Source organism: Verrucomicrobia bacterium CG1_02_43_26, assembly GCA_001872735.1.
Taxonomy (GTDB): domain Bacteria; phylum Verrucomicrobiota; class Verrucomicrobiia; order Opitutales; family CG1-02-43-26; genus CG1-02-43-26.
Genome location: MNWT01000016.1, coordinates 33,169 through 59,390, shown reverse-complemented (window position 1 = coordinate 59,390; position 26,222 = coordinate 33,169). Strand labels below are relative to the sequence as shown.

At 44.1% G+C, this 26,222-nt stretch carries 24 protein-coding genes and 1 tRNA gene; 24 read left to right on the top strand and 1 reads right to left on the bottom strand.

Annotated elements, in window-relative coordinates; all coding sequences use genetic code 11:
- Window positions 1-309: 309 nt before the first annotated feature.
- Window positions 310-954 (bottom strand): phosphoribosyl transferase, encoded by a 645-nt coding sequence (locus AUJ82_06015; protein OIO59323.1) that lies wholly within the window; start codon window positions 952-954, stop codon window positions 310-312.
- 105 nt (window positions 955-1,059) lie between these two features.
- Between AUJ82_06015 and AUJ82_06010 the strand changes: the two genes are divergently transcribed.
- From AUJ82_06010 to AUJ82_05895, 24 genes are all read left to right on the top strand, one after another.
- Window positions 1,060-1,135 (top strand) — tRNA-Lys (locus tag AUJ82_06010).
- 36 nt (window positions 1,136-1,171) lie between these two features.
- Window positions 1,172-1,417 carry a hypothetical protein gene (locus AUJ82_06005; protein OIO59322.1) on the top strand — a complete coding sequence of 82 codons (246 nt, stop codon included), beginning with the start codon at window positions 1,172-1,174 and terminating at the stop codon, window positions 1,415-1,417.
- Window positions 1,418-1,746: 329 nt separating this feature from the next.
- A complete protein-coding gene (locus AUJ82_06000) occupies window positions 1,747-2,205 on the top strand; it encodes a hypothetical protein (protein ID OIO59321.1) in 459 nt (152 codons plus the stop codon).
- A gap of 56 nt (window positions 2,206-2,261) precedes the next feature.
- The gene (locus AUJ82_05995; protein ID OIO59320.1) at window positions 2,262-3,188 is read left to right on the top strand and encodes a 16S rRNA (cytosine(1402)-N(4))-methyltransferase; all 927 of its coding nucleotides are present in this window, start codon (window positions 2,262-2,264) and stop codon (window positions 3,186-3,188) included.
- Window positions 3,185-3,613 carry a hypothetical protein gene (locus AUJ82_05990; GenBank protein OIO59319.1) on the top strand — a complete coding sequence of 143 codons (429 nt, stop codon included), beginning with the start codon at window positions 3,185-3,187 and terminating at the stop codon, window positions 3,611-3,613. The genes AUJ82_05995 and AUJ82_05990 overlap by 4 nt, the downstream gene beginning before the upstream one ends.
- 11 nt (window positions 3,614-3,624) lie before the next feature.
- On the top strand, window positions 3,625-5,421 hold the full coding sequence (locus AUJ82_05985; GenBank protein ID OIO59318.1) for a peptidoglycan glycosyltransferase: 1,797 nt from the start codon (window positions 3,625-3,627) through the stop codon (window positions 5,419-5,421).
- Window positions 5,366-6,910 carry a UDP-N-acetylmuramoyl-L-alanyl-D-glutamate--2,6-diaminopimelate ligase gene (locus tag AUJ82_05980; protein ID OIO59317.1) on the top strand — a complete coding sequence of 515 codons (1,545 nt, stop codon included), beginning with the start codon at window positions 5,366-5,368 and terminating at the stop codon, window positions 6,908-6,910. Before AUJ82_05985 ends, AUJ82_05980 begins: the two co-directional genes overlap by 56 nt.
- Window positions 6,910-8,289: a hypothetical protein gene (locus AUJ82_05975; protein ID OIO59316.1), complete on the top strand. Its 1,380-nt coding sequence runs from the start codon at window positions 6,910-6,912 to the stop codon at window positions 8,287-8,289. Before AUJ82_05980 ends, AUJ82_05975 begins: the two co-directional genes overlap by 1 nt.
- A 24-nt stretch (window positions 8,290-8,313) precedes the next feature.
- A complete protein-coding gene (locus AUJ82_05970) occupies window positions 8,314-9,414 on the top strand; it encodes a phospho-N-acetylmuramoyl-pentapeptide-transferase (protein OIO59315.1) in 1,101 nt (366 codons plus the stop codon).
- Between the two features lie 15 nt (window positions 9,415-9,429).
- The gene (locus tag AUJ82_05965) at window positions 9,430-10,725 is read left to right on the top strand and encodes a UDP-N-acetylmuramoylalanine--D-glutamate ligase (protein ID OIO59314.1); all 1,296 of its coding nucleotides are present in this window, start codon (window positions 9,430-9,432) and stop codon (window positions 10,723-10,725) included.
- A gap of 15 nt (window positions 10,726-10,740) precedes the next feature.
- Window positions 10,741-11,910 carry a hypothetical protein gene (locus AUJ82_05960; GenBank protein ID OIO59313.1) on the top strand — a complete coding sequence of 390 codons (1,170 nt, stop codon included), beginning with the start codon at window positions 10,741-10,743 and terminating at the stop codon, window positions 11,908-11,910.
- Between the two features lie 26 nt (window positions 11,911-11,936).
- A complete protein-coding gene (locus AUJ82_05955) occupies window positions 11,937-13,079 on the top strand; it encodes a putative lipid II flippase FtsW (protein OIO59312.1) in 1,143 nt (380 codons plus the stop codon).
- Window positions 13,076-14,194 (top strand): hypothetical protein, encoded by a 1,119-nt coding sequence (locus tag AUJ82_05950; protein OIO59311.1) that lies wholly within the window; start codon window positions 13,076-13,078, stop codon window positions 14,192-14,194. Before AUJ82_05955 ends, AUJ82_05950 begins: the two co-directional genes overlap by 4 nt.
- Window positions 14,195-15,610: 1,416 nt before the next feature.
- Complete coding sequence (locus tag AUJ82_05945; protein ID OIO59421.1) at window positions 15,611-16,507, top strand: UDP-N-acetylenolpyruvoylglucosamine reductase; 897 nt, start codon at window positions 15,611-15,613, stop codon at window positions 16,505-16,507.
- Window positions 16,504-17,442, top strand: a complete 939-nt coding sequence (locus AUJ82_05940) for a hypothetical protein (GenBank protein OIO59310.1) — start codon at window positions 16,504-16,506, stop codon at window positions 17,440-17,442. Before AUJ82_05945 ends, AUJ82_05940 begins: the two co-directional genes overlap by 4 nt.
- A gap of 9 nt (window positions 17,443-17,451) precedes the next feature.
- Window positions 17,452-18,381, top strand: a complete 930-nt coding sequence (locus AUJ82_05935) for a hypothetical protein (GenBank protein ID OIO59309.1) — start codon at window positions 17,452-17,454, stop codon at window positions 18,379-18,381.
- Between the two features lie 18 nt (window positions 18,382-18,399).
- Window positions 18,400-19,602 carry a cell division protein FtsA gene (locus tag AUJ82_05930; GenBank protein OIO59308.1) on the top strand — a complete coding sequence of 401 codons (1,203 nt, stop codon included), beginning with the start codon at window positions 18,400-18,402 and terminating at the stop codon, window positions 19,600-19,602.
- A 9-nt stretch (window positions 19,603-19,611) separates the two neighbouring features.
- Entirely contained in the window at window positions 19,612-20,829 is a 1,218-nt protein-coding gene (locus AUJ82_05925; GenBank protein OIO59307.1) for a hypothetical protein, read from the top strand.
- Between the two features lie 124 nt (window positions 20,830-20,953).
- The gene (locus tag AUJ82_05920) at window positions 20,954-22,288 is read left to right on the top strand and encodes an EscN/YscN/HrcN family type III secretion system ATPase (GenBank protein ID OIO59306.1); all 1,335 of its coding nucleotides are present in this window, start codon (window positions 20,954-20,956) and stop codon (window positions 22,286-22,288) included.
- Between the two features lie 5 nt (window positions 22,289-22,293).
- Window positions 22,294-22,761: a hypothetical protein gene (locus tag AUJ82_05915; protein OIO59305.1), complete on the top strand. Its 468-nt coding sequence runs from the start codon at window positions 22,294-22,296 to the stop codon at window positions 22,759-22,761.
- Between the two features lie 16 nt (window positions 22,762-22,777).
- Entirely contained in the window at window positions 22,778-23,830 is a 1,053-nt protein-coding gene (locus AUJ82_05910) for a hypothetical protein (GenBank protein OIO59304.1), read from the top strand.
- A 2-nt stretch (window positions 23,831-23,832) separates the two neighbouring features.
- Window positions 23,833-24,396 (top strand): hypothetical protein, encoded by a 564-nt coding sequence (locus AUJ82_05905; protein ID OIO59303.1) that lies wholly within the window; start codon window positions 23,833-23,835, stop codon window positions 24,394-24,396.
- A 57-nt stretch (window positions 24,397-24,453) separates the two neighbouring features.
- A complete protein-coding gene (locus AUJ82_05900) occupies window positions 24,454-25,575 on the top strand; it encodes a hypothetical protein (GenBank protein ID OIO59302.1) in 1,122 nt (373 codons plus the stop codon).
- Window positions 25,568-26,221, top strand: coding sequence for an EscR/YscR/HrcR family type III secretion system export apparatus protein (locus tag AUJ82_05895; protein OIO59301.1), 654 nt, complete (start codon window positions 25,568-25,570; stop codon window positions 26,219-26,221). Before AUJ82_05900 ends, AUJ82_05895 begins: the two co-directional genes overlap by 8 nt.
- Window position 26,222: the final 1 nt, after the last annotated feature.

The window sequence follows — 26,222 nt, the reverse complement described above, 5'->3', positions numbered from 1 at the left end:
TATAAATATTTCGTGTCCAGTTAAGTTCGGTTTAGCTATGAAATCGAGTTTACTTAATCATTTTATAGAGTTTAATTCGCTATAAAAATGGCTGTTTGTTTCACCTGAAACAAACTCGGCTAAAACAAGTGCTCTTTCGATCAGTATTTTAATGAACACTTGTTTTTCATCTCAAACTTGAAGTGTCGAGGTGAAATAAGTAACGCGTTTAAGTATAGTTGCTTTTAGGGATTGTAGTTATTTTTTAGGGGTAATTGCCCTTCTACTCGAATAAAAGAGATGTAATGTTGTTGTTGTTGTTGCAAAACGTCATTCAGATTCCAGTAGGTAATTAAGGACTTCGTCATCTGTTGTTTGGGCGAAGTCTGTGTACCAGTTACCCACGGCGTTGAAATAAGTGGGGACGATGAGGCAGACCACTTCATCCACGAGAGGCGCTATATCTCCTAGGGTATCTGAGGGGCCAACGGGGACGGCGACTATGATTTGCTTTGGGGATTGTTTTTTTATGGGGGCAATGGCAGCGCGCATAGTGGCACCGGTGGCTAGGCCATCGTCTACCAAGATGACGATTTTGCCGGCTAGATTTGGGGCGGGCCGATTTTGGCGAAAGTATTCGTTTTGGCGGTTAATTTCACGAGTTTGGTAGGCGATGGATTCCTCGATCGTTGATTGGGAGATGTTTTGGTAGTTGACGACATCATCATTGAGGGCATAAGTGCCGCCAAGAGAGAGCGCGCCGAAAGCGAGCTCAGGGTGGCCAGGTACGCCGAGCTTGCGGACGAGACAGGCATCGAGCGGTAGATTGAGTTTAGAGGCGATTTCGTAGGCAACCGGGATACCGCCCCTAGGAAGACCCAGGACGATGGCGTTAGGGTTGTTTGCGTATATGGTAAGCTTGTCCGCGAGCTTTTTGCCGGCATCTGAGCGGTCTTGGAAGAGGTATGAAGACATGGATTTAATTTAGACGGGCTTAAGGCGTTTTGCAAAAAAATAAAGAAGCTAAAAAAATGACTTGCCAGATGTGAGGTTGTTTTAGTATAAAAGGTGCTTTCCTGTTCCTGGCTAGCTCAATCGGTAGAGCAGTTGACTCTTAATCAATTTGTTCGGGGTTCGAGTCCCCGGCCGGGAACCAATTTTTTTTGGGAAAAATAGGGAGCACAGAATAAGTGTGTTTTGTGGAATTATTAAATCGCCGCCGGTTTTCTTAGTTGTGCAATCGTTCGATGAACACTCAAGAGTTTGTTTTAAAATACAGGGAGTATCTGCTATTTTAGCTGGAGATAAAGGCTGCCATCGCTTAAGCGCTTACTGGGATAGCTATAGAGCGGTGTTCGATAAAAAAAGCCACAAACGCGTGGGCAAACAAAGTGGTAAAGCAGCTTGCGTTGAGCGCTGTAATAATACGCTTGGATAACGCCTGGGGCACTTTGTTCGCAAAATGCTTTCGTTGTCAAAAACTCAACATATGCACGGAATGTGTCTGAAGATCTTCATTTATGATTACTATGATTATGTTGTGTATTGGGTTGAATGCGGCAGCGCTGTGTTTAATAGCTACTGGTTAAAGTAGTGATATTTTGTTTATTACAGTTGTTAGTAATTTTGTAAAAAAAGAGTGCTTACGAAGAGCTGATTAGTAATTTTTTACAAAAAATTGATCAAAATGCCTTGATTTCCTTGACTTTGGGTTAATGTGGGGTAAAATGGGGAGAAGTGGGAATTGCTTAATTTAAAAACGTTTTTATGGTGTCATTGGACAAGAGTGTGTATGTAGGAGAGTTCAAGCATTTATTGGATGCTAAGAACCGCTTGACGATACCCTCGAAATGGCGATTTGAAGGTGACGAAGGCGTGGTGTATTTGGCGTTACCTAACCCGATTGGGTGTGTGACGATTTACCCCCCGAAGATGGTTAAGCGATTGGAAGAGAAAGTAGCTGAAGTGAGTTTAGGCGATAAGCAACGTCAAAAGATGTTGATGAAATTTTTCGCTAAAGCAGATTATTTTGGATGTGATAAACAGGGACGGATCAACTTGAGTGACAAGTTGTGCGCGCACGCGGCATTGGAGAAAGACGTAGTGTGTGTGGGCAATTTTGTGACATTCCACGTGTGGAGCCCAGAGCGATATGGGGCTTACCTGGACAAGGAAGATGATGGTGAGGATGAGATGAGCCGAGTTTTATGTGAACTTGGTTTGTGAACCCAAAGAAATATGCAAAAAAGACTAGAAAAAATTTGTACCCATTTTATTAATCAATGCTTAAGCATAAGCCAGTTTTACTTGAGGAGGTCCTTAGTTTTTTAATAAACGAAGCACCCGGAATTTATTTGGACTGCACATTTGGCGGTGGGGGACATGCTCGCGCCATTTTGGAAGGAAATGGGGAAAACAGATTAGTCGCAATTGATACGGACCCCGAAGCAGCTGAGCGCGCAAAAACATTTGGAGAAGAGTTTGGGAAACGCTTCACATTTTACGGGATTAATTTTGGGGAGATTGATAAAATTGAAGAAAACGATTTTGACGGAATATTATTTGATCTAGGCGTATCTTCTTTTCAATTAGATGATGTTGAGCGCGGGTTTTCCTTTCGCAATGATGCGGCAGCGGATATGCGGATGGATACGAGGAAAGGGATGCCTGCGGCGGAGTTTTTAGAAAAAGCCACTTATGACGAACTGGTGAAAGCGGTAAGAGATTACGGCGAAGAGAAGAAGTGGAAACGCGTGGTAGATGCGATTATTCAAGCGAGAGGAACCGGTGCGCTCGAAAGAACCCAAAGCTTGTCCGAATTAGTCAGTGACGTTGTCGGGAACATGCCCTTTGGGAGAAAACGCATACATCCGGCTACGAAGACCTTTCAAGGGATACGAATGGCTGTGAACAAGGAGCTAGAGATGATTGAAAACGCGCTTCCCGTGGCCTTTAAGAAATTGAAGCTAGGCGGGAAGTTGGCCGTGATCAGCTTTCATTCCCTGGAAGACAGGATTATTAAACGCTTTTTCAAGACCATGGCGGGGATGCCGGAGCATGGCAAGGACAGCCGCTTTCAAGATGAACGGACACGGTACGCAAAGTTGGTTACGAGGAAACCGGTGACGGCCGGTGAAGCGGAGATAGCAGAGAACCCGAGAAGCAGGTCTGCGAAGTTAAGAATTTTAAAAAAGGAGGTAGATGTATGAATGCTGCAATGAGAATAATGAATGTGAGAATGGGCGCGGTAACGTTGCTGACGATGACCCTGTTAATAACCCTAATGGGAGCCTTGGGAGTGGTCTGGATGCGACAGCAGATTACGCGTTCGGCAGACAAGATAAAGTATTACGAGATGGAGCTCCAGGAAATAGACCGCAAGAAAGCGTTTGTTGATACCAGAATAGCGAAAGCGCACAGCCCAGAAAACTTGATACAGCGCATAGGAAACCGATTGGTTGCTCCTAAATCGCGCCAAGTTGTTTGGGTGAACGAGACATTTCGCGGCGATTCCAATGTGTTAGAACAAGATTTGCCAACTGCGCCAAGCAAAGCTGTGGCTAAGTTGGACCAGGTGTTAATCGATGCTGTTAAGGCACGCGCTAAGGAAGTTGGACTAGGAACCATTCACTAATTGAAGGATAGATGAACCGCTCATTTGTATCCAGTTATAGATATAAACTCTTGGGGACAGTCGTCTTGATCGCCTTTATGGCGGTTTTGAGCCGATTGTCCTACTTGCATATCTTTAATAGAGAGCATTTGAACGATATAGTAGAAGCGAATAGGAAGAAGTTTGACATTATACATGCCTGTCGCGGAGACGTAGTGGATGCCCGCGGGAACGTTTTGGCAACGACACGCTCTGTAATTGAGCTTGGCGTTGATCCCCAGATGTTGCTGGAAGAAGATGAGGCTAAGTGGCCAGTGTTGGCGAAGTTAATCAAGATGCCCTACAAAGAGCTAGCAGCATTGTTACGCCAAAAAACATGGGGGACGACTGCCGGAGATGCTGATGCGATGCGGTTGATACGCTGGCGGAAGTTGGTGGATATGATGGATGAAGATTTGTATGAAAAAGTAGCCGCTCTTAAAATTAAAGGTGTCTACGGGAACAGGAAATTTGACCGGATATACCCCGGCGGTGACCTAGCAGCGCATGTTCTTGGCTACGTTAATAAAGAAGAACAAGCTGTGATGGGAGTTGAGCATTACATGGACCTTTATTTAAGGGGACAAGACGGCTGGAGAGAGTCTGAACGCGATGGCAAAAGACGCGAGATGGCGCAATTTCGCGTGCGAGAAGTGGAAAAGCATGATGGGTATCATGTTGCGTTGACGATTGATTCAGTAGTGCAGCACTTGATCGAAGAAGAATTGGAGCTGATTGCAGCGGACTTGAAGCCTCAATCGGCAAGTATTATTGTGAGTGAGCCGACCACCGGCTATATTTTAGGCATGGCGAATTACCCCAGTTATGATCCTAATAAATTCTGGGAATATGATTTAGACACGCATAGGAACCGATCGGTATCTGACGTGTACGAACCCGGATCGACCTTTAAAATAGTGGCCTCGAGCGCAGCCCTGGAAGAAGGGATTACTAAACTGAGCGATGAGGTGGATTGCGGTATTAGCAAAGTAGAATATAACGGAAGAATCGTTCGGTTGCCGAAAGATTACAAGCAGTTCGGCGTACTGAGTATTGAGGACGTTGTGAGGAAATCCAGTAACCGCGGAATGGCACATTTGGGGATGTTGCTCGGTGAGAACCGTTTATATAAATACGCAAAAGCGTATGGATTTGGTGAAAAGCTTGGATATGGACCAGGTGGGGAAGTTTCCGGAATGGTGGCCGATGTGAAACGTTGGGACGGGCTGACGATTAGCCGCTTTCCTATGGGGCATGCTATTGGAGCTACGGCCCTGCAGGTGAATTACGCGATGTCTGTGATTGCGAACAGAGGGGTATTGATGAAACCTAAAGTAGTGATGCGAGTATTTGATGATGCGGGCAATACGATTGTGAACTATGAGCCAGAAGTGAAAAGGCGAGTATTATCCGTTGGAACCGCGAAAGTGATGGCAAAGCTATTAAGTGAAGTAGTGGGACCAAACGGAACCTCCAGACGCGCTGATGTTAAAGGCTTTGGTGTGGCCGGGAAGTCCGGTACGAGCCAAAAAATTATTAATGGAAAGTACTCAACAAGCCACCACATAGGGAGCTTTTCAGGGTTTTTTCCATATGATAACCCGAGAGTCGTTATGACAATTGTGATTGATGATGCCAAGGTTAGTGGAACAGCTTATGGAGGCGTTGTAGCAGCCCCGAGATTTAAAAATGTTGCAGAAAAGCTGATTCAGTATTTAAATGTTCAGCCAATTGATGAACGCCAGAAAAAACTGTTTGCCTGGAGAGGAGATGACCATGGCAGGAATTAAAGAAAGTTTTACCATAAAAGAGCTATTTAAAGGTACGGAGTGCAAGATATTCGGAGAGAAGACCATACCCGTTTTAAGAATAACCGATGATAGCAGGCAAGTGATTCCAGGGAGTTTATTTTTTGCCGTAGAAGGGACGCAGCATAAAGGAGTGGATTTTGTTTCTGAGGCGATCGGCCGAGGGGCAGTGGGTGTCGTGACCGCAAAGCCCCTGAGCGGATTTAGCCCGGCGGTGAAAATAGTTGCGGAAAATGTCCCCCGAGTGATGGCTGAAGTGGCCAGACGCTTTTATAAGCTACCTGATGAGCGATTAGAGCTCATTGGCGTAACCGGCACAAACGGGAAGACCACCGTGACCATGCTTGCGCAGTATTTACTCAGCGAGCAAAAAGGAGACGTTGGCTTGATAGGGACTGTGAAATATGATTTAGGGAAACGGGCGATGGCATCCAGACGTACAACCCCTATGATTATTCATACCTGCGGAATGCTGGATGAAATGGCCAAAAGCGGTTGCAAGAAAGCCCTTATGGAAGTGAGCTCGCATGGGATAGACCAGCAGAGAGTGAGCAGGTTGCACTTTGCGATAGGCGCCTTTTTGAATTTGACACCCGAGCATTTGGATTACCATGAAGACATGGAAAGCTATTATAGGGCAAAACGCCTGTTCTTTATGGCGGAAGGCGGCAGCACTATGCGCAAAGCTATTATTAGTATAGACGATCCCTATGGAAAACGCTTAGCAGATGAAGTGACTCAGGAAGGGCGTATTGAGATTTTAACGACAGGGATTAATACCGCATGTGATATAAGAGCTGAAGGTATTACGTATACAAGCGAAGGTAGCGAGTTTACCCTGTGCTGGCCGACCGGAAAGACGATTGTAAAGAGCCCGCTATTAGGAAAATACAATGTTTATAATTTAGTGAACGCGATGGCGATCGGCTGGGCAAACGGGTGCGATATGGAAACGATGGCACGCAAAGTGGCGACATTCCTAGGGGTGCCTGGGCGTATGCAACGAGTGGAAGCCGGGCAAGAATTTCAAGTCATTGTTGATTACGCCCATAAGGAAGAAGCGCTCGTGAATGTATTGCAAGAGTTGAGAAAGATTATAACCGGAAAACTTGTTGTTGTGTTTGGTTGTGGGGGTAACCGCGACCGCCAAAAAAGACCGAAGATGACCGCAGCCGTGCAAGAATATGCTGATTTTGGTTGGGCAACCTCTGACAATCCACGAAAAGAAAGTGTTGAAGTAATATTTGAAGATATGCGCGCGGGTGTGACCAAGCCCGATTTAATTGCCTTTGAACGTGACCGGAAGGAAGCGATACGCAAAGCAATTGAAAACGCGCGAAAAGGAGACTGCATCTTAATTGCCGGTAAAGGACATGAGACGTATCAAGAATTTGCGGACACAATTGTACCCTTTGATGATGTGCAAGTTGCAAAAGAAGTTTTAAATCATTTATTGTTAGCGAGATCCTAATGAAAGCCGAAGAAATCAGTCGCGTGACCAGAGGAAAGTGGTATGGCCCTGTTGTGCAGGATGATTTAAAAAGTTTTTCTAACGACACGAGGACACTTAAAAAAGGTGATATATTCCTTGCTCTGAAAGGAGAGGGAGTAGACGGTCATGCTTTTCTAGAAAGTGCTCAGAAGAATGGGGCTGCGGGAGCGATTGTGCAGGAATATGATGATGCGATTACGTTACCACAATTAAAAGTGTCCGATGTACTAGAAGCGTTTCATGTGATTGCGCACCGACACCGAGAACAGTATTCCGGAAAATTAGTCGGCGTGACAGGAAGTTGCGGAAAGACATCGACAAGAGAGATGTTAAGAAGTTTCTTTGGATTGCCCAAAACCCCAGTTAACCGAATTAACTGGAATAACCTGCTAGGTGTGCCCTTGAATTTAATGGAACTGGAGTTAGTAGGTCAGCAGTACGGTGTGATTGAAGCCGGAATGGATCGTGTTGGCGAGATGGATAAGCTGGCGAAGATGATTGAGCCCGATTGCGCAATTGTTACAAACGTTTACCCCCAACATATGAATAATTTAGGGAGCATAGAGGCGATTGCGGAAGAAAAGGCCAAGCTAGCCCGTGCAACCAGAAAAGGCGGAACCATTTTTACGACAAACAGTGCTTGGGAACAGGCTGCGTTTCGGGAGTTACAGGATAATATTTGCGTCATAGCACGTGAAGACGAAGTGGTTACTGATATTTCCCCTGAGCGCGTGATACGCTATCGTTATACTAAGAAGAAGGCAGGACTGGGCGTTGATATTATGTCCGCTGATTTGGGGCATGTGAGCTTTCTCTTAAAGCCGATGATTCGTGGCATGGTTGCGAATATGGTTTTGGCAATAGCTGCGGGGCGGTATTTAGGTGTATTTGAAAAAAAGATACAAGATGCATTAAGTTTATGGGAGCCCCTTTATTTAAGAGGCGAGACAGTGACGATTGGAGATCGGTATTATTACGTAGATTGCTATAATAACCTACCTGTAGCGCTTGATGAATCGTTGGAAATGTTTACGGAGTTTGCCCCTACTGAACACCCACGGCTGTATGTGCTTGGAGGGATAGCCGGTGTGGGGTCGATATCCGAAGCCGCGCATTATGACATTGGAAAGAAAGTGCCCTTGAGAGAGAACGACAGTGTCGTGTTAATCGGCAAAGAGACGATGTTTACCAGGAAAGCATTGGAAGAACGCGGATATGGAGCGCCAAAAGTAGCATTTTATGAAAATACGGAAATGGCGAGAGAAGCGGTATCACAATTTGAAGGATCCGTATTCTTGAAAGGCAGCCGTGTGTATCAATTGGAGAATTTGTTGCCGAAAAGGCAAGACGAGAGATGAAGAATTTTTGCGTGAAGAAGTGATATGATAAGTTTTTTAGCAGATTATGAGCATGTGTGGGGGCCGCTGCGGCTATTTCGATATATAACTGTTCGGAGCGCGTTATCGATGGCGTTTACGATGGTAGTGTGCTTTTCATTGGCACCGTGGTTATTTGCACGATTGAAGCAGTTAAAGATGGCCGAAGGTGTGAGAGACGCCTCAGAGTTTAGGGAGCTTGCCGAAAAACATTCCGGAAAAAAGAATACCCCAACGATGGGCGGCTTGTTGATTTATTTGGGCGTGTTGCCTACGGTATTAATCTTCGCGGAATGGAATGTTTACGTGATGGTGGCCTTATTGGTTTATACAGGGCTTACAGTGATTGGATTTACGGACGACTATCTGAAAGTTGTAAAAAAGAATAAAGAAGGATTGTCCGGGAGATGGAAGTTAATTGGCCAAGGACTGTTAAGCTTTGCGGCATTGGGTGCCCTGCTGATGAATGCGGAATCACACAGCCTGATGAGCCAATTATGGGTTCCCTTTTATAAAGCACCCGTGATGAACATGATGCCCGTTTGGTTTGCATTTTTGTTTTTCTTTTTAGTGATGGCAGGCTCAAGTAACGCGATTAATTTGACAGACGGTGTGGACGGGTTAGCCATAGGCTGCACCATTACCGTTGCGCTTGTTTACGCAGTGATGGCGTATGTGACCGGAAATAGCATTATATCAGAGTATTTATTTATACAATACATTCCCGGCGCGGGCGAACTAACAATTGTGTGTAGTAGCGTGTTAGGCGCGGCACTTGTATTCTTATGGTATAATTGCCACCCGGCAGAAGTGTTTATGGGTGATACAGGGTCGCTGGCCTTAGGCGGATTGATCGGCGCAATTGCCTTTATGGTGCATGAGCCCCTTACGTTGGTGATTGTTGGCGGAATATTCGTGATGGAAGCGAGCTCTGTGATTATGCAAGTGGGGTGTTATAAATTAACCAAACGAAGAATATTTCGCATGGCACCGATACACCACCACTTTGAGCTAAAGAATTGGCATGAGAATAAAGTTGTCATACGATTTTGGATACTATCCCTTGTTTTTGGCCTGATTGGACTAGGAACGTTGAAACTAAGATAAGCCCGTTATTTTAATATGCTAGCAATACCCGAAACGATAGCGCCATTACTGAAGAGACCTGTAGGTGTTTTTGGGAAAGGCGTGACGGGTAAGGCTGTGGTTGACCTGTTGAAAGTAATGGGGGCAGCGTATGTTGTTTATGATGAAAAATGTTTGGAGTGTTCGGTATTTGATTCTATAGCAGCAAAACAGCATAATTTAGTTATTTACAGCCCCGGGTTTTCGCAAGAGCATCCCTGGCTTAAATTAGCTAGAGAGAACGGATGCACCTGCTTGGCTGAAATGGATTTTGCGGCGGTGTTTTGGCAAGGCGAGATTATAGCCGTTACGGGGACGAACGGGAAGACAACCCTGACGGAGTTTATGGCTCAGGCGCTTTGCCAGCTAGGGAAAAAAGCAATCGCGGTGGGGAATAATGGGTCACCCCTCTCTGGATTTTGGAGAAACTTTGAAGACAAAGCAGCGGTTGCTGTTTGTGAGACAAGCTCCTTTCAAAGTGAAGATTTAAAATACCTCCAGCCAGACGCTGTTTTGTGGACGAATTTTGATGAAGATCATATGGATCGTCATCAGACGATGGAGAAATACTTTAACGCGAAGTGGAACCTGATCGAACGACTACAAAACGGAATAGCGATTATTGGAGAAAGTGTATATCAGTGGGCGAAAAAAATGAATAAAACGATGCCCGCTAACCTCTATATTGCTGAAGATCAGAGTCACATGCCAACAGGAACCATTTTTGAGAAATACCCGCAATCCGAAAACTTTGCCATTGCAAGAAAGTATTGGGTGGAAAAAGATTACGCATTAGCTATATTATTAGAAGCTGCCAGCGCATTTAAACTACCCAAACACCGTTTGCAGAAAGTAGCCAAAATAGGAGAGGTGAGCTTTTGGAACGACTCTAAGGCAACGAATTTCCACGCGACACAAGCAGCGCTCAGAGGATTTGAGAAACCCATTATATGGATAGGCGGAGGAGCCGGTAAAGGGCTCGATACCAAGAAGTTGATTGATGCTATTTACGATAAAATAGCAATGGCGTTCTTAATAGGAGATGAAGCAGAGAAGTTGCAGAAAAATATAGAAGAAAAAGGAGGGATATCCGTGATTTGCAAGACCTTAGAAGAAGTAGTTAAGTGCGCGTATGCATATAGCGAGAAATATAAAGGAAGTGAGACTGATATTGTCTTTAGCCCTGGATTTACCAGTTACGATATGTTTGATAATTATGCTCACCGAGGGAATTGTTATGAAGAAATCGTTTTGAGGTTGAAACATGAATCGAAAGCCAATATACCTAAATAAAGCCTTTTGTAACCTATGAAGATATTAAAAATAGTCAGCGTTGTGTTTGTTTTTCACGTTTTAGCGATTGTTTTGCTGATGGTCCAGCCTGGATGCAAGACAGTAGAAGAATCCGGTAGCGGTTCATCCGGAGAAAAGAGCAGTGCGATGAATGCGTACGGCCCGAGTAAAGAAGCCGTGAGGGCACAAGAGACGGAGAACGCTACGGTAGCGAGTACTCGCTATGTGCCAAGACGCCCCGCCGCTAATGGCTCGGATAGTACAGCAGAGCGGGCTAAGCCAACGAAGCCCGGTAGTACAGAATTGTTGACACCGATAACCTCTGTTAAAGAAGTGAGCATGAACGCGCTTATAGTGGAGCCAAAAGTGGCCGAGCCGGCGTCGACAGAATATGTAGTAAAATCCGGTGATTCATTATGGGTAATTTCAAAACGCTTTAACGTGCCCATGGTAGATATCATGGAGCTGAACGAGCTAAATAAACAAAGCGTATTAAAAGTTGGGCAAAAGTTAAAAATTCCCGGCATTGCGGCGACTACAGACAACGCACAGAAGAGCAGTATGAAGGCAATGAACAGCAGCGAAGGTATGCGTTACAAAGTGCGTAACGGGGACACGTTGTCAGGAATTGCAAGCCGTTACAATGTATCGATAGACGACATTAAGACAGCGAACCGGATGAAGAGCGCTACAATTTATGCCGGTAAAGAACTTACGATACCAGGAATATCCGCAAATAACAGCCAGCCAGCATTAGCATCTGCAAAAAGCAGCACTGCAAAGCCAGCTGACATGAATTTTTCTGAATCGGACATACATGTTGTTGAGCCCGGCGAAAGCCTTTCTAGCATAGCTTCGTACTATGGTATGAGTGTCAGTGCTTTACAAGAGATGAATAGTATTAGTGATCCTAAGAAACTACGTGTTGGCCAAAAGCTAGCTGTTAAAGGAAATAAGACAGCACCGAAAGCAATACCACAGATTAATACGAGCCCTGTAAATGCTGCAAATAGAAGCGAAACTTCCTATGCGGCCGCAGATGTTCTTGGTGTTGAAGAAGAGCAAACGAGATCTCCAAGAATCATAGGAGAAGCGAAAGTGGAGCAGATTGAAGATATGGACGATGCGTTATTTGAATTAGACGAGGAAATACCTGTTGTGCAGGTAGGAAAAACTGAGAGCTAATATTGAATGCATGAAATATTTAGCCAATGTTAAAAAAGCTAAGAGAATGGCAGACGAGTAATTGGCATTTGGGGGTGAATGCAGTGATTGTATTTGCCGTAATTTCTCTGACGATTGTAGGGCTGGTCACTTTAGCGAGTGCCAGCCAATCTTTTAGCGCGGAACGCCAGAACATTTTTTTGAAGCAAACAATAGCACTCACCCTAGCTACTATAGCCGGGATCGTGTTGATGTTTGTAGACATTGAAAAAATAAAAAAATACGCATATGTGGTAGCCGCGGGAGCCCTACTAGCACTCGTGCTTGTGTTGATACCTGGGATAGGCAAAAGCGTTAACGGGGCGCAACGTTGGATAGGATTAGGCGTGATAAATGTACAGCCATCTGACCTTGCAAAGATTGCACTAGTGCTTGTGTTGGCGCGATACCTGTCTGATAATCAAAGACGGATAGACAGCTTTCTACACGGATACATACTTCCAGGTATATGGATAGGAGTATTTTGCATACTCGTATTAGTAGAACCAGACTTTGGAACCGCGTTTTTGTGCGGTTGTGTGGGATTGGGATTATTATTTTTATCCGGGGCGCGGCTGATATACCTATTGCCAAGCCTATTTGGGGCCGTATTTCTATTTTCCGTGGCGGTCTTTTTTGACCCTATACGGTTAAAACGAATAACAGCATTTTTGGATGTTGAAGGTAATAAAAGCGATGGAGCGTACCAGCTATGGCAAGGTATTTTGGCATTTGGCGCGGGCGGACTTTATGGAGAAGGCCTTGGGCAAGGTAGACAGCAAATGGCCTTTTTACCAGAAGCGCATAATGACTTTATTTTTCCAGTGATCGGGGAAGAGCTAGGATTCTTTTTCACAGCTGGGATAGCGATCTTGTTTTTGATGATCTTTATTGTCGGATACATAAGCCTAAAAAACGCGCCGACCCTGTACCACTTTATTTTAGTGGCTGGCGCTCTCTTTTTTATAGTGTTTCAAGCACTGATAAATATGGGCGTTGTGACCGGGTTGTTGCCCACGAAAGGAATGTCCTTACCCTTTATCAGTTATGGAGGATCTAATTTAATAGTTATGTATTCCTTTGTGGGATTGATTTTAAACGTATTTAGGAATTGGGCGAAATCGCCGTTACCGATGGCGCGAGAACTATGAGTTATTTTGTGATATCATGTGGAGGAACCGGGGGCCATTTGTCTCCAGGGATTGCATTAGCGGAAGCCCTGATAGAGCGAGGACACGAGTGTTGTTTAGTGATCAGCAAGAAAGGTGTAGATGCGCGGCTATTGAAGAAATATCCCCAACTTGATTTTATAAAATTACCCGGGAGTGGCTTTTCATTACAACCCTGGAAGTTGATGAAATTTATTGGGAACCAGATCATTGGTCTATATTCATCCATTCACTTTCTACAAAAAAAGAGACCCGATGTGATTGTTGGTTTTGGCGGGTTTATTACCATGGGGATTGTTGTAGCCGGATATTTATTAGGTTGCCCCATTGTTTTGCATGAAGCTAACAGAAACCCAGGAAAAGCGATTCGCGCCCTGAGTGCCCTATCTAAACGAGTTTACCTACCCGTAGGCGTGCATTTAAAAAGCTTGCCCCCAAAGACCGTGAGGCATTTTGGATACCCCTTACGCAAGGAGATCAGAAAAATAGGCCAATTGGAAGCCCGAAAACGCCTAGGTATAACAACGGAAGGAAAGTGGCTGCTCGTGATCGGTGGGAGCCAAGGCGCTTCAATCCTGACGGAGTGGGTGATTGAGTACGGAGAAAAATTAGGTGAAATGGGTATTAACGTATATTGTGTTACCGGTATGCAGCGCGGTCGGCAAGGGAAGATAGATTACCGTTCCTCTAGCGGCTTACGCACCCAAATCGTATTTACCCCCTTTTCTGACAATATGGCTACCTTATACAGCTGCGCGGATCTGGTGGTTTCTCGTGCCGGAGCCGGTAGTATTGCGGAGTTGGTAAGATGTTGCGCGCCATCCATCTTGATTCCATATCCATGGGCTGCCGATAATCATCAACTGTCCAATGCATCCTTTTTAGAACAACAAGGCGGCGGCATTGTGCTCTCGCAAATGATGTTGCACAAACTATATAGCGAAGTATTGGAAGTGATCAATAATGAATGGCTGTTAGATAAGTTTCGCTCTAATCTTGCAAGACTGGAGCCGTACAGCAGTGTGGATTTAATAGCGGATGATTTAGAGCAATTATGCCGCGTTGAACTACCAGACGGTGTATTACATGGTGTTTAGTATTTTGGGGAGATGAAAGTAGATAAAGAAAAAACAATTTTTATGGCAGGGGTAGGCGGCATGGGCATGTGCCCATTAGCCATTTATCTTTCTGAAAACGGGTATCAAGTATATGGATACGATGATAACCTGCAACCCCCTGTAGCAAACCTATTAAAAAAAAATAATATTGAAGTTGTTACTGATGGAGAGCGATTAAAGGAAGCCGGGATATTTGTTTACTCAAGTGCGATCAAATCACAGCATCCGCTATCCGAGCAAGTAAGGAAGCATGGTTTGCGGCAGTTTAGACGCGGTGAATTTTTAGCAGAAGTGCTTAAGGGAAAAAAACTAGTTGCTGTAGTAGGCAGCCACGGAAAGACAACGACAACAGCGATGTTGATTCATTGCTTAGAGCGACTTGGATTTGACTTTGGATACGTGCTAGGAGCCTTCTTTAAAGACCCGAACAAAAATCCGGCTAAAGTATCTCATTCTTCTGATTGGGTAGTAGCCGAAGTGGATGAGAGTGATGGCACGATTGAGAAGTTTTCCCCAGAACTCACGCTAGTAGTCAACTTTGATTGGGATCATCCCGACCGCTATAAAAGCCCAAAAGATCTGGAAGATACGTTTAAACGATTGTTTAACAGAACAAAGAAAACGGTAGTGCTTCCTAAAGAATTCGAAACCCTGGCAAAAGATTTTCAGCGCACGCTATGTACCTTTGGTGAAAACGGCGATTATACATTCAACGCCGTTGAAAAAGTGGATGATGGGTTAGCTGTTACCTTAGGTAAAGGCTTTGGGAAAGAAACAGGCGTGCTAACGATTGTTCCGGTGTACGGCTTATTTAACGCAATGAATTACCTGGGGGCTTTATCTGTTTGTAAGGAACTTTTGGATACAAATATCGCAGGTAATTTGGATGAGTTTTGTGGGGTCAACCGTAGGCAAGATCTCTTATATAAGAACGATAATATACGCGTGATGGCGGATTACGCCCACCATCCAGCCGAGATAAGCGCCTTTTTGGAAAGTGTTTCCCGTAAAGAACAGCGTGAGTGTTTCATTATATTTCAACCCCACAGATATACGCGGACAAAAGCATATGCGAAAGAATTTGCCGCTGTTTTTGAAACGACTAAAGACGCACAAGTCTATTTGCTACCCGTGTATGCAGCGAGTGAACAGCAATCCTCAGGAGAGAAGACAGAGGCTATTTTAAAAGCTGCGGGAAGTGATAACGAGCATATGTGTTTGATTGAAACCTATACTGAATTGGAAGATCGGATTTTGCCAAGCGTGTTGAGTAGTGTATTACCTGTTGATGTGTTTTTTATTGGAGCGGGGGATATTGAACATTGGGCATATCAATTTGTGAATATCCTAAAAGAAAAAAGGCAGAGAGGCAGTTGGACGAAATTAAAGGAAAGCGTGAGTGAGGCAACGGTATTAAAAGAAAATGAAATACTGGCATCGAAGACGACCCTGCGTGTTGGAGGCGCGGCAAAATTTTATGCCGAGCCAGCAAATGTTGATGATTTGATGCAGATACTCAAGTGGGTGCGTAATAACGAGTGCCCGATGTTTGTTTTAGGTAGAGGATCAAATGTTGTTGTTCTTGATGAAGGATTTGATGGACTGGTATTAAGACTGAACCACGAGCATTGGCGCTCTATTGAAGTGCTTAAAGACGATACGCTAAAAGTAGGCGCTGGGATAAGATTGAAAGAACTCTGTGGAAGCCTTTGTAAACTAGGCTATACCGGGTTTGAGTTTTGGGAAGGTATTCCGGGCACGCTAGGCGGTGCATTACGCATGAACGCTGGGGCTATGGGGAAAGAGACCTTTGATGTTGTGGAAAGCGTGAGCGCGATTTCAAGCGAAGGGTCGTTGATTGAATATAAGAAAAAAGAGTTAACCGTTAGTTACCGTAGTTGCAAAGAACTTCAGGAACAGGTAGCTATTGGAGCCATTATCAAATTAGAAAAAGCGGGAGCACAAACACCATCTCGTGAAATTATGGAATCGTTTTCACAAAAGCGAAAATCTTCTCAGCCAAAAGAAGCCAGTGCGGGGTGTATGTTTAAGAATCCTGAAGGCAATTATGCCGGGAAGTTGATTGAAGAAGCCGGATTAAAAGGCAGCCAATACGGTGGGGCAGAGATATCAACGATTCATGGCAACTTTATTGTTAATAAAAAAAACGCAAAGTGCGCGGACGTAATTGCCTTGGTGCGAAAAGCTCGGGAAGAAGTACGCGGAGCCACCGGAATTGATTTGCAGCCCGAAGTATTGTTATTAGGGAAGAAATGGAGTGAACTATTATGAAAGAAAGTGATTATCCTAAAATTGTTATCCTGTATGGTGGGATATCGAATGAACGCGCGGTTTCCCTGATGTCCGGTAAGCGTGTTTACCATGAGCTGAAACTCAATTTTGACGTTGAATTAGTCGACATTGATAAACCGGAAATTGCGAGAACACATTTTACGGATAACTCGATTGCCTTTCCCTTAATGCACGGTGAATTTGGAGAAGACGGGAAAGCCCAGAAGATTTTGGAAGCTATGGGCATTCATTACGTGGGATCGGATGTTGAATCCAGTGCCATTTGTATGAATAAAATCCTTACAAAGCAGAAAGTGGCTGTACACGGGGTTCGCCTTACGCCAAGCATTGCCTTTACTTTGGATAATAAACCCGACGCGAAAACGGTAACAGGCCAGTTAGGCAATGATGTTGTATTGAAGCCGGTTTGCGGAGGAAGTACCCTGGACGTAAGCTTACTTTCAGGAGAAAAAGAAATTTCTGATGCGTTGGAGATATTAGCCCCAGGGTACTGGATGATTGAGAAACGGATTTTCGGACCAGAAGTTAGCATAGGTGTGCTTAACGGGAAAAGCATGGGAGTTGTCGGCATTAATCCGGAAGGCGGGTTTCATGACTACGCTCGCAAATATACACCCGGGCTAACCAAACATGAGCTACCAGCTAACCTCTCAGCGGACGTGCTTAAAGAAATACAGCATATGACAGAAGTCGCCTTTGCTGCCTGTGGTTGTCGAGATTTTGGGCGAGTGGATATGATGGTAGAAGACGGTAAGACACCCTATTTTCTGGAATTAAACACAATACCAGGTATGACACCCACGAGTATCTACCCCGATAGCGGCAAATGCATGGGGTATGATAGTGATGAACTGTGCCGACAAATCGTTATGCCAGCGATGCAACGTTTTAAATCTAAGCTACTAACCGTTTAAACAGAAGACATGGCCGGCGGTAAAAAGAGAGACAAAAAAGGGCAGACATGGCGGAATATAACGCAAGGTTCTTCCAGTAAAGCTATTACTCCCCTGGCCAAAAAGAAGAAACTGGCTCATATTCTAAAGCGATACGGGTTTATAGGACTCTTCTTGCTCACAATTGCTTTCTTTACCTACCGTTATTATGTACCCGAGGCAAACGTACTGACCACTCGCTCGGCAGGCAATGCGATTGATCAAATTGTGATGGAGACCAACGGCGTGTTAACCCCAAAGTGGCTACAAAAGTATTTAAAGTTGCCCCGAAAAACGAAGTTAATGGAAGTTAATTTGTATAAATTGCGGAAACAATTAGAGAGCTTTGGCCAAATAAAGCACGCAACGCTCGAGCGAGAGTTCCCTGATAAATTGAAGATCACGATAGAGGAATACCAGCCGATTATGAGTATCGCGCTTAAGGACAGTCAGGGTAAATTGAAGCGATTACTGGTTTCGCCTGAAGGGCATCTATATACCGGGTATAGTTATTCTCGAGAAGCGCTCAAACAGCTCCCCTTTCTCGGCGGCGCTGCTATCAGTATAGATAAAAACGGGAATGAAAGCGTAAAAAACCTTCAGCCCATTGCTGAGTTTGTGATGACCGTCAAAAAATACAAACCAGATCTATTTAAGCAATTTATAGCCGTTTCCAGTGATTTTTTAAAAGAAGGTACTCGGATTGAGAACGAAACAATTGATGTGTTAACCAAGAGTAAAGCAAAGATCATCTTCGCGATGGGAGATTACCTAGAACAGCTTGACCGACTAGACTATATTCTGAATTATGTTTACCGCTACCAGATGCCGAATGTGAGGAGAATAGATCTTGCGCTAGGGAGTGAAGCAGCGGTACAATTTAAAGATAAAAATATAACAAAGAAACAGTATACACGTTAGTATTTGTAGCAATAAGAGATGAGCAAAAGTAAGATAGTAGGCGCTATAGAGATTGGTACTGGAAAAGTAGCGGTATTAGTGGGTGAAATTGTGAATGGAAGAAGCTTAAATATAATTAGCTTAGGGGAAAGTGTATCATCCGGTGTTAAAAAGGGAGAAATTATTAATTTCGAAAGAGCGAGCCAGGCAACCCATGCGGCTATATCGCAAGCTGAAAAAAGTGGCGGAATAGAGCTCGAGAGCGTGTATCTTTCTCAGACAGGAAGACATTTGAATGGATTCTACGACACAGGCAGCATTAATGTAAGCGCGTCTGACCATCGGGTTTCTAAAGCAGATATCAGCCGTGTGGTGAGAGAGGCGAAAAGCAGGGAACTGGAGCAAAATCGTGTTTACATACACCATGTGCAAAATGAATTTAAAGTGGATGGTAGGACAGTGGAAAACCCCTTTGGCATGGAAGGCCGAAAATTAGAAGTAGGCTATTGGTCCATTCACGGTGATGTTCGCCGAATAAGAGACCAGATACATATTATTAACGGCTTTGGGATGCAAGTTGAAGATATGATTGTCTCCAGTATTGCCTCCGGGTGTATGGTAGCCAGTGATATTGAAAAAAAGAACGGTGTATTGGTGATTGATATTGGATGTGGCACAACGGATTTTGTGGTCTATAAAGACAGTTATATTGTTTATACGGGAGTTATCGCGGTTGGAGGGGATCACTTCACCAATGATATTAGCTTGGGAGTACGCGTCAGTTGTGATGAGGCAGAGTATTTAAAAACGGAGTACGGTAAAGCTTATGTGGATGAGGATACACGAAGCGATGAAATAAAAGTAGACCAAGAGAAGCGTGTAATACGCCGGGAAGCATTATATGATATATTACAAGCCAGAGCAGGAGAGCTCTTTTCGCTCATACGCAGGCAACTGGAAGGATCTGTAAAATTAGAAGAACTTGCCGGTGGAGCCATTATTACCGGTGGAACCGCTCAGTTGAGCGATATCACTAAATCTGCTGAAGAAGTATTGGGGTTGGCAACGAGAGTAGGGGAAAACCCATCTTGGGCCAGTGATAATTTACAATCACCTGAATACAGCACCCCATTAGGGCTATTGCATTATGCGTTGAATGCGTCACAGAAATCGGGTTCGGGGCAGAATAAAGGATCGGGGAGAGGCCTTTTAGGTAAGATGGGTAAATTTTTTAAACGCTAAGCATTCAATATGGTTAATTTTGCTCCATTAAACACAAATATAAAAGTGCTCGGTATAGGAGGGGCAGGAGGCAACATATTAGGCTTTCTCAGCCAATCGAACATAAACGGCCTGAAGTTGAGCTATATCGATTCAGATGCCAACAATCTGGCGGCATCCACCCTAAGCGATAAGCACTTAATTGGTAAAAATGTGACCCGTGGGCTGAGTACCGGTGGCAATCCCGATATTGGGCGAAAAATTGCTCAAGAAGATATGCCCCTGTTAAGAAAGCTCATTGAAGGGGTAGATTTATTAATTGTGGTCGTTGGCTTAGGAGGTGGGCTCAGTAGCGGTTTAGCCCCTCTATTAGTTAAAGAAGCCAAGCGGCAAGGTTCTTTGGTGTTTTGCTTTGCGTGCCTACCCTTTACCCTGGAAGGGAAACAAAAGCATGAAGCCGCGAATAACGCATTGCTGGAGTTGCGAGTAGAATCCGGTGCTGTGATCCTTTTGCCAAATGATTTGCTTTTACAGGAGCTTGAACCTACAGCAACGGTATTAGAAGCCTTTCAAGCAGCTAGCCAATGGGTGCTGCGTGGCGTGAAGGCCCTTTTATCAGTTATACGCCAAACGGGTATGATTAACATAGACTTTGCTACCCTGAAAAATGTTTTTGCGGAACCAGGCGGCAAGACACTTTATGGGCTTGGCCAAGGTGAAGGAGAAAATTTTTTACAGAAAGCATTGGACGATCTATCACTTTGCCCGATGTTGTTTGTTCCACAGCAAACACGGCAAGCAGAGCGACTTTTAGTCAATATCATCGGAGGGAAGAATTTGACCTTAGGGGATATTAACAAAGCGTTAGCGACATTGGCAGGTAAGTTTTGCAGCAAAGAATCGACTATTATAGGCGCAGTTATTGATCCCAATAAAAAGGATTATGTGGACATTTGCGTGATGGGTAAGGCAAGTGCCCGTGCTCCTAAAAAAAGCGCTACTAAAGGAGTCATTTCACGCGATGATAAGAAATCAACCCCAAAAGAATTGCCGGTTTACCCGTACCCGCTGCAACAGCAAGAGTTGAATTTAGAATCCGAAGTTGATTATTCCGAATTGTCCTTCCTGATAGATCATAATAAGCCGGAGAATAGAGGGCTTTTTGATGAAACGGAGCAAAATCTGTTTAATGGAGAAGACTTGGATGTGCCTACTTATTTGCGTAGAGGAATCAAAATACGCTTGTAAGAGAAATGTTGAGCGTTGTTTGACTATTTTAAAATGTCGGGGTATTGTAAAAGTTCAAAAAAAGAGCTACCCCATTCGCAATTTGTACGCTTATATGGTATAGTACAGTAGGCGGAACTATTTTATGTCTGATCAGTCACTACAGTTTATAACCAACTTATTGCAACGAGGTGTTGAGGAATCCCAGCCGATTGAAGTGAAAGGCCGGGTATTGCAAGTTGTTGGTACCATTATTAAAGCATCTGTGCCCCGCGTAAAAGTGGGCGAATTATGCAGCCTTAAGTGCCCCTGGGAAAAGCAAGGGTTGCTGGCCGAAGTGGTCGGGTTCTTAGGGGATGCAGCTTTGCTGACCCCCTTGGGAGATTTAACCGGTATATCCTCCTCAACAGAAGTGATTCCATTAGGGAGAATGCACCAAGTACCTGTTGGACCCAAATTACTTGGCCGCGTACTGGATGGTTTAGGTAATCCCTTAGATGAAGATGTAAAAGGGCCTCTTGAAATTGAAGGTTATTACCCTGTATATGCGGATCCCCCCAATGCATTAAAGCGGAATGTTATCGATCGCCCGTTATCATTAGGCTTACGCGTGTTGGATGGTATTTTGACCTGTGGTGAAGGGCAGAGAATGGGTATATTCGCGGCAGCAGGTGTCGGTAAAAGTACCATATTGGGGCAAATTATTCGGAATACCGAGTCAGACGTCAGCGTACTAGCGCTTGTGGGGGAACGGGGCCGTGAGGTAAGAGAATTTATTGAACGAGATTTAGGCGAAGAAGGGATGAAGAAGACGGTGTTGGTGATATCAACTTCGGATCGCCCCGCCATGGAACGATTGAAAGCGGCTTATGTGGCCACAGCGATTGCTGAGTATTTCCGAGACCAAGGTAAACGCGTGTTGTTTATGATGGACTCGGTCACCCGATTTGCGCGTGCTCAGCGTGAAATTGGCCTCGCTGCCGGCGAGCCTCCTACAAGAAGAGGCTTCCCACCCTCTGTATTTTCTGTATTACCAAAATTAATGGAACGCGCTGGTAATTCTGACGTTGGCTCTATTACCGCTCTTTATACCGTATTGGTTGAAGGGGATGATATGACGGAACCCGTAGCAGACGAAACGAGATCAATATTGGATGGCCATATTGTTCTTTCCCGTAAATTGGCTAACAAAGCCCATTATCCTGCTGTTGACATTACGGCTAGTATCAGCCGTGTCATGAATTCAATCGTTGATGATGAGCATAGAACTGCGGCAAACCGTGTGCGTGAACTTGTAGCCAAGTACCAAGAAGTAGAGTTACTCTTGCGTATAGGAGAGTACAAAAAAGGCTCTGATGCTGAAGCTGATGAGGCAATTGATAAGATTAACGACATTAATAATTTTCTAAAACAAGACCTTGAAGAAGGCACTTCTTATGAAGAAGCCGTTGAGGCGCTGATTGCAATTGTTGAAGGATAACGTATATGGCCTATGAGTTGGAAACCATTCTTAAAGTAAGGCATTTTCGAGAAAGAAAAGCCCAGGAAGGAGTCTATCGCGCGGTTGTCCACTTAAAAGAAACGGAAGAAGAAGAGAAGAAAGCAGATAAAAAGCTGGAAGATTACAAAGTCTGGCGTGTAGCGGAAGAAGACAGGTTATTTAAACGCATTATCAAACAAAAAGTTAAACGAGAAAAAATTACCGAGCTCAAACAAGATGTAGCCGAATTACGAGAAAAGGAGGATGCCTTAAAAAAAGCGCTAGAGAAGGCAAAAGAAGAAGTTGAGAACGCAAAAGAAAAGTTGAAAGAAGCAAAAGCAATCCATATGCGTACGATTATCGATTTAGAAAAAATCTCCCAACATAAGGAAAGTTGGCTACAAGATTGGAAGAAAGAGCAGGAAGCTTTGGCGGATAAGGAAATGGAAGAACATTACAAAAAATCGGAATAGCAAAGGGTAGTATACAATGAGTGGAAAAGATAAAATAGAATCAGGTGCCCCCAAGGGGATAAAGCACACGCTAAGTGAGAATAAGAAGCTGGAGGATATGGCTACGCAGAAGATCCCGAATAGAACCCAGGAACATTTTCAGAAAACTTTGGGTGAAAAGGAACGAGAGCAAGACACTACCCAGAAAAGCTTTTTGAATCGTATGTCCACTATATTTAAACATATGCTTTCCAAGGAAGAGTCTAAAGTAGGCGTTCAGCCGGGCAAACGTGCAGAAGTGGATCTACCTGATGGCGATGAAGATATAGACCACAGGAAAGATATTGACGATAAGGACAAGAAGGACATCGATAAAGATAAGAAGGACAGGAAGGATATTGACGATAAGGATAAGAAAGATATTCATGATAAGGACAAGAAAGACATCGATAAGAAGGACAGGAAGGATATTGACGATAAGGATAAGAAAGATATTCATGATAAAAAAGGCGCAGGAAAAAAAGAAGAAGGATCAGAAACAGCTAGAAAAGAAGGAGCCTTAACCGCTACGGATAAAGTAGTCGTTCAGCAATTAGGGGATACCATTATTAAAGGAATGGTCAATTTTGCAACTGAAGCGCGCCCGGATGTGGGTAAAGGCGATCGGGTTGCAACGGTCAATGCCGCAATGGAGGTTATCAGCAGTATGGCCGTTTCTAAAGGAGAGCACGGGCAAGATAGAATGTGCCAAGTGACGATTGGTAAAGAGTCTATTCTGGCAGGTACTGATATACGTGTATTTGAAAAAGGAGGAGAACTGCAATTCCAATTTTTTGTAAAGACGGATGCGGCGGCTAACCTTATGCAGCAGCAATCAGCCGTTCAAGATTTACAAAACTTCCTGCAAACTCAGTTAAAGCAAACGAATATTAATATTTCCGTTAACGATGAACGAGGTGAGCAAGGTGGCGGAGGCCAAGGCGGTGGCGACCAAGGCGGCGGAGGTCAAGGTGAAGGCGGACAACAACAGGGGCAATCTCAAGAACAAGATCAATCCCGACCTGATCCATTTTCTCAACCTAATGAATAACAATGGGAGAGAATCGTATAACAGGAAGAAATCAGAAAAAACTTCATTTTTTTGAAGAAGAGACCCTGCGCCCCAAAAAAACTCGTACAATGCGTGGGCTGGCTAAGCAGGATTATAAGACAGCTGAAAAAGATGCCAAAGAGAGTTTATTGATACAGAACTTAGGGGATAGTATTCTTCGAGGACTCTTGTCCTCGTTTACCGATACGAACCCTTCCGGTGAAGGTAAAGGGGCCTCAGGTAATCTTGCTGATGTTCATAAAGCAATGGAAGTCGCGGCTAAAATGGCGGTCTCTCGAGAAGACATAGGTCAACCCCGCATGTGCCAGATAACAATCGGTAAAGAGTCTGTTTTAGCAGGTACAGAAATTAGAATTTTTCAAGAAGCAGGCGTATTACAATTTCAGTTCTTCATACGCACTGATGGGGCAGCCCACTTATTTTCACAAGGAAACGCGTTGACTCATTTGCAGCGTTTTCTGCAGAAGCGCCTGAAGACAGATAACATAAACATTGACATTCTGGATGAAAGAGGCGATGAAAGAAGTGGCAGATCTGGCCGTTGATTCAAATGGCAGGGTAATTTGACCTATAAAAAATCTGATATTCATACTTAATTTGTAATGAACCCCAAGCTAGTGTTAAAAAAACTGTCCGCGGATGAAGTCCGACTAAGCAACGTAGCCATTGGGCGTGCTAGAGAAATCGCATTTGAGATGGGGGCTACCCCATGCCGATTACAATTTAGGCAAGCCTCCTCTGAGTATCAAGCATTGGCAGGCATTAAGTTAAAAGTAGGGGAGCACGATATCGTACTCGGCCTTGCGGATATGCCTCCTGTTTCCTTTTTTACTCAAGAGTACCCCGAGTTAGAATTGGGTAATCTGGAAAAGGATCTATGCCCTGTGGTGTTTGAATCTATCAACCAACCGCTTTTGGATAACCTTGAAAGCCTTTTTGGCCTTCCGGTAACCATAGAGACGGTTTCACTCCATGAGGCATTGAAAGACGATGACTACGCACATAAACTTTATTTTACGGTTCAAAAAGAGGATGAAACATTTTCTCGGTTTGGGCACCTCGCCTTTAACGAAGATTTTATTCCATTATTATTAAGCCGTTTTCCTAAAGACCTGTATGCAGACAATTTAATTTGCGATGACATTGATGTAGACGTGAAGTTAATCCTTGCCAACGAAGCGGTTTCTTTCAATGATTGGAAGAGTGTTGAACGGAATGACTTATTGCTCTTAGACGACCTTTCATCAATAAAATCGGGTCAATATAATGTCGTTCTTGCCAATAAATATATTTTTGAAGGTAATTACAAAGATGGCCAAATAACTTTGGAAAAACTTATGAATGAAATAGAAGAAGCATTTGAAGATGAAGAAGAGCCTTTACTCGAGGATGAAGAGGAGCCTTCAGAAGTTTCCGAAGAGGAAGCTGAGTTTGAAGACGATGTTGAAGATGAAGACAACGAAGTAGATGAACTAGCTGAATTAAACGGAACGCATAAGGGTATAGATGCTCTTCCCGTGAAGCTTTCCTTCGAAGTGGGCCAAAAGACTGTCAAGGTAGGCGATTTAAAAACACTTCAGCCCGGATTCACTTTTAAGATGGATAACCCCATCGATATGCCGATAGTTATACGAGCGAATGGAAAAAAAATAGGCACTGGCGAATTAGTGAAAGTAGGGGAGCAAATGGCTGTTCGGATAACTCGCTTTACGAAGAATGGTTGATTTTTCGAACAATACATTCGGGATAATGTTCCTTTTGTTCGCGTTGGCATTAGCGCCATTCGTGCTGATGTCCGTGACATCATTCCTGAAATTAGTCGTAGTGATCAGTTTGATCCGGAATGCGCTTGGCATTCAGCAGATTCCTCCCAATATGGTGGTTAACTCTTTGGCGATGATGCTGAGCATTTATGTCATGGCCCCCGTTTTTCAGGATACTTATGATGCGCTCACCCAAAAGGAGATTAGTTACACGAGTAGAGAGGGCATTATACAGGCATTTGATGTTGGCGTTAAGCCCATTCAGGGGTTTCTTTATAAACACTCTGACCCAAAAGACAGGTTATTTTTTATGCGTACCGCTAGGGTACTTTGGCCAGAAGAGCGCGCAAAGGCTCTAAAAGAGGATTCTATGCTGGTGCTTATTCCCGCATTTACTGTTTCAGAGTTGTCATCCGCCTTCAAAATCGGCTTTCTCCTCTTTTTACCCTTCTTAGTGATCGACTTGATCGTCTCGAACATCTTGCTAGCCCTGGGTATGATGATGGTGTCTCCCATGGTTATCTCTCTACCGTTTAAGCTATTGCTATTTGTTTTAGTGAATGGCTGGAGCAATATGGTGCATGGTATCTTGCTCACCTATCGGTAGG

Excerpts from the sequence above, each read along its gene's own strand:
- AUJ82_05925 (OIO59307.1), top strand. The coding sequence starts at position 19,612 with ATGGTTAATTTTGCTCCATTAAACACAAATATAAAAGTGCTCGGTATA.
- AUJ82_05905 (OIO59303.1), top strand. The coding sequence starts at position 23,833 with ATGGGAGAGAATCGTATAACAGGAAGAAATCAGAAAAAACTTCATTTT.
- AUJ82_05980 (OIO59317.1), top strand. The coding sequence starts at position 5,366 with ATGAACGCCAGAAAAAACTGTTTGCCTGGAGAGGAGATGACCATGGCA.
- AUJ82_05915 (OIO59305.1), top strand. The coding sequence starts at position 22,294 with ATGGCCTATGAGTTGGAAACCATTCTTAAAGTAAGGCATTTTCGAGAA.
- AUJ82_06015 (OIO59323.1), bottom strand. The coding sequence starts at position 954 with ATGTCTTCATACCTCTTCCAAGACCGCTCAGATGCCGGCAAAAAGCTC.
- AUJ82_05970 (OIO59315.1), top strand. The coding sequence starts at position 8,314 with ATGATAAGTTTTTTAGCAGATTATGAGCATGTGTGGGGGCCGCTGCGG.
- AUJ82_05965 (OIO59314.1), top strand. The coding sequence starts at position 9,430 with ATGCTAGCAATACCCGAAACGATAGCGCCATTACTGAAGAGACCTGTA.
- AUJ82_05975 (OIO59316.1), top strand. The coding sequence starts at position 6,910 with ATGAAAGCCGAAGAAATCAGTCGCGTGACCAGAGGAAAGTGGTATGGC.
- AUJ82_05935 (OIO59309.1), top strand. The coding sequence starts at position 17,452 with ATGGCCGGCGGTAAAAAGAGAGACAAAAAAGGGCAGACATGGCGGAAT.
- AUJ82_05920 (OIO59306.1), top strand. The coding sequence starts at position 20,954 with ATGTCTGATCAGTCACTACAGTTTATAACCAACTTATTGCAACGAGGT.
- AUJ82_05930 (OIO59308.1), top strand. The coding sequence starts at position 18,400 with ATGAGCAAAAGTAAGATAGTAGGCGCTATAGAGATTGGTACTGGAAAA.
- AUJ82_05900 (OIO59302.1), top strand. The coding sequence starts at position 24,454 with ATGAACCCCAAGCTAGTGTTAAAAAAACTGTCCGCGGATGAAGTCCGA.
- AUJ82_05990 (OIO59319.1), top strand. The coding sequence starts at position 3,185 with ATGAATGCTGCAATGAGAATAATGAATGTGAGAATGGGCGCGGTAACG.
- AUJ82_05955 (OIO59312.1), top strand. The coding sequence starts at position 11,937 with ATGTTAAAAAAGCTAAGAGAATGGCAGACGAGTAATTGGCATTTGGGG.
- AUJ82_05950 (OIO59311.1), top strand. The coding sequence starts at position 13,076 with ATGAGTTATTTTGTGATATCATGTGGAGGAACCGGGGGCCATTTGTCT.
- AUJ82_05960 (OIO59313.1), top strand. The coding sequence starts at position 10,741 with ATGAAGATATTAAAAATAGTCAGCGTTGTGTTTGTTTTTCACGTTTTA.
- AUJ82_05895 (OIO59301.1), top strand. The coding sequence starts at position 25,568 with ATGGTTGATTTTTCGAACAATACATTCGGGATAATGTTCCTTTTGTTC.
- AUJ82_05940 (OIO59310.1), top strand. The coding sequence starts at position 16,504 with ATGAAAGAAAGTGATTATCCTAAAATTGTTATCCTGTATGGTGGGATA.
- AUJ82_05995 (OIO59320.1), top strand. The coding sequence starts at position 2,262 with ATGCTTAAGCATAAGCCAGTTTTACTTGAGGAGGTCCTTAGTTTTTTA.
- AUJ82_05910 (OIO59304.1), top strand. The coding sequence starts at position 22,778 with ATGAGTGGAAAAGATAAAATAGAATCAGGTGCCCCCAAGGGGATAAAG.
- AUJ82_06000 (OIO59321.1), top strand. The coding sequence starts at position 1,747 with ATGGTGTCATTGGACAAGAGTGTGTATGTAGGAGAGTTCAAGCATTTA.
- AUJ82_05985 (OIO59318.1), top strand. The coding sequence starts at position 3,625 with ATGAACCGCTCATTTGTATCCAGTTATAGATATAAACTCTTGGGGACA.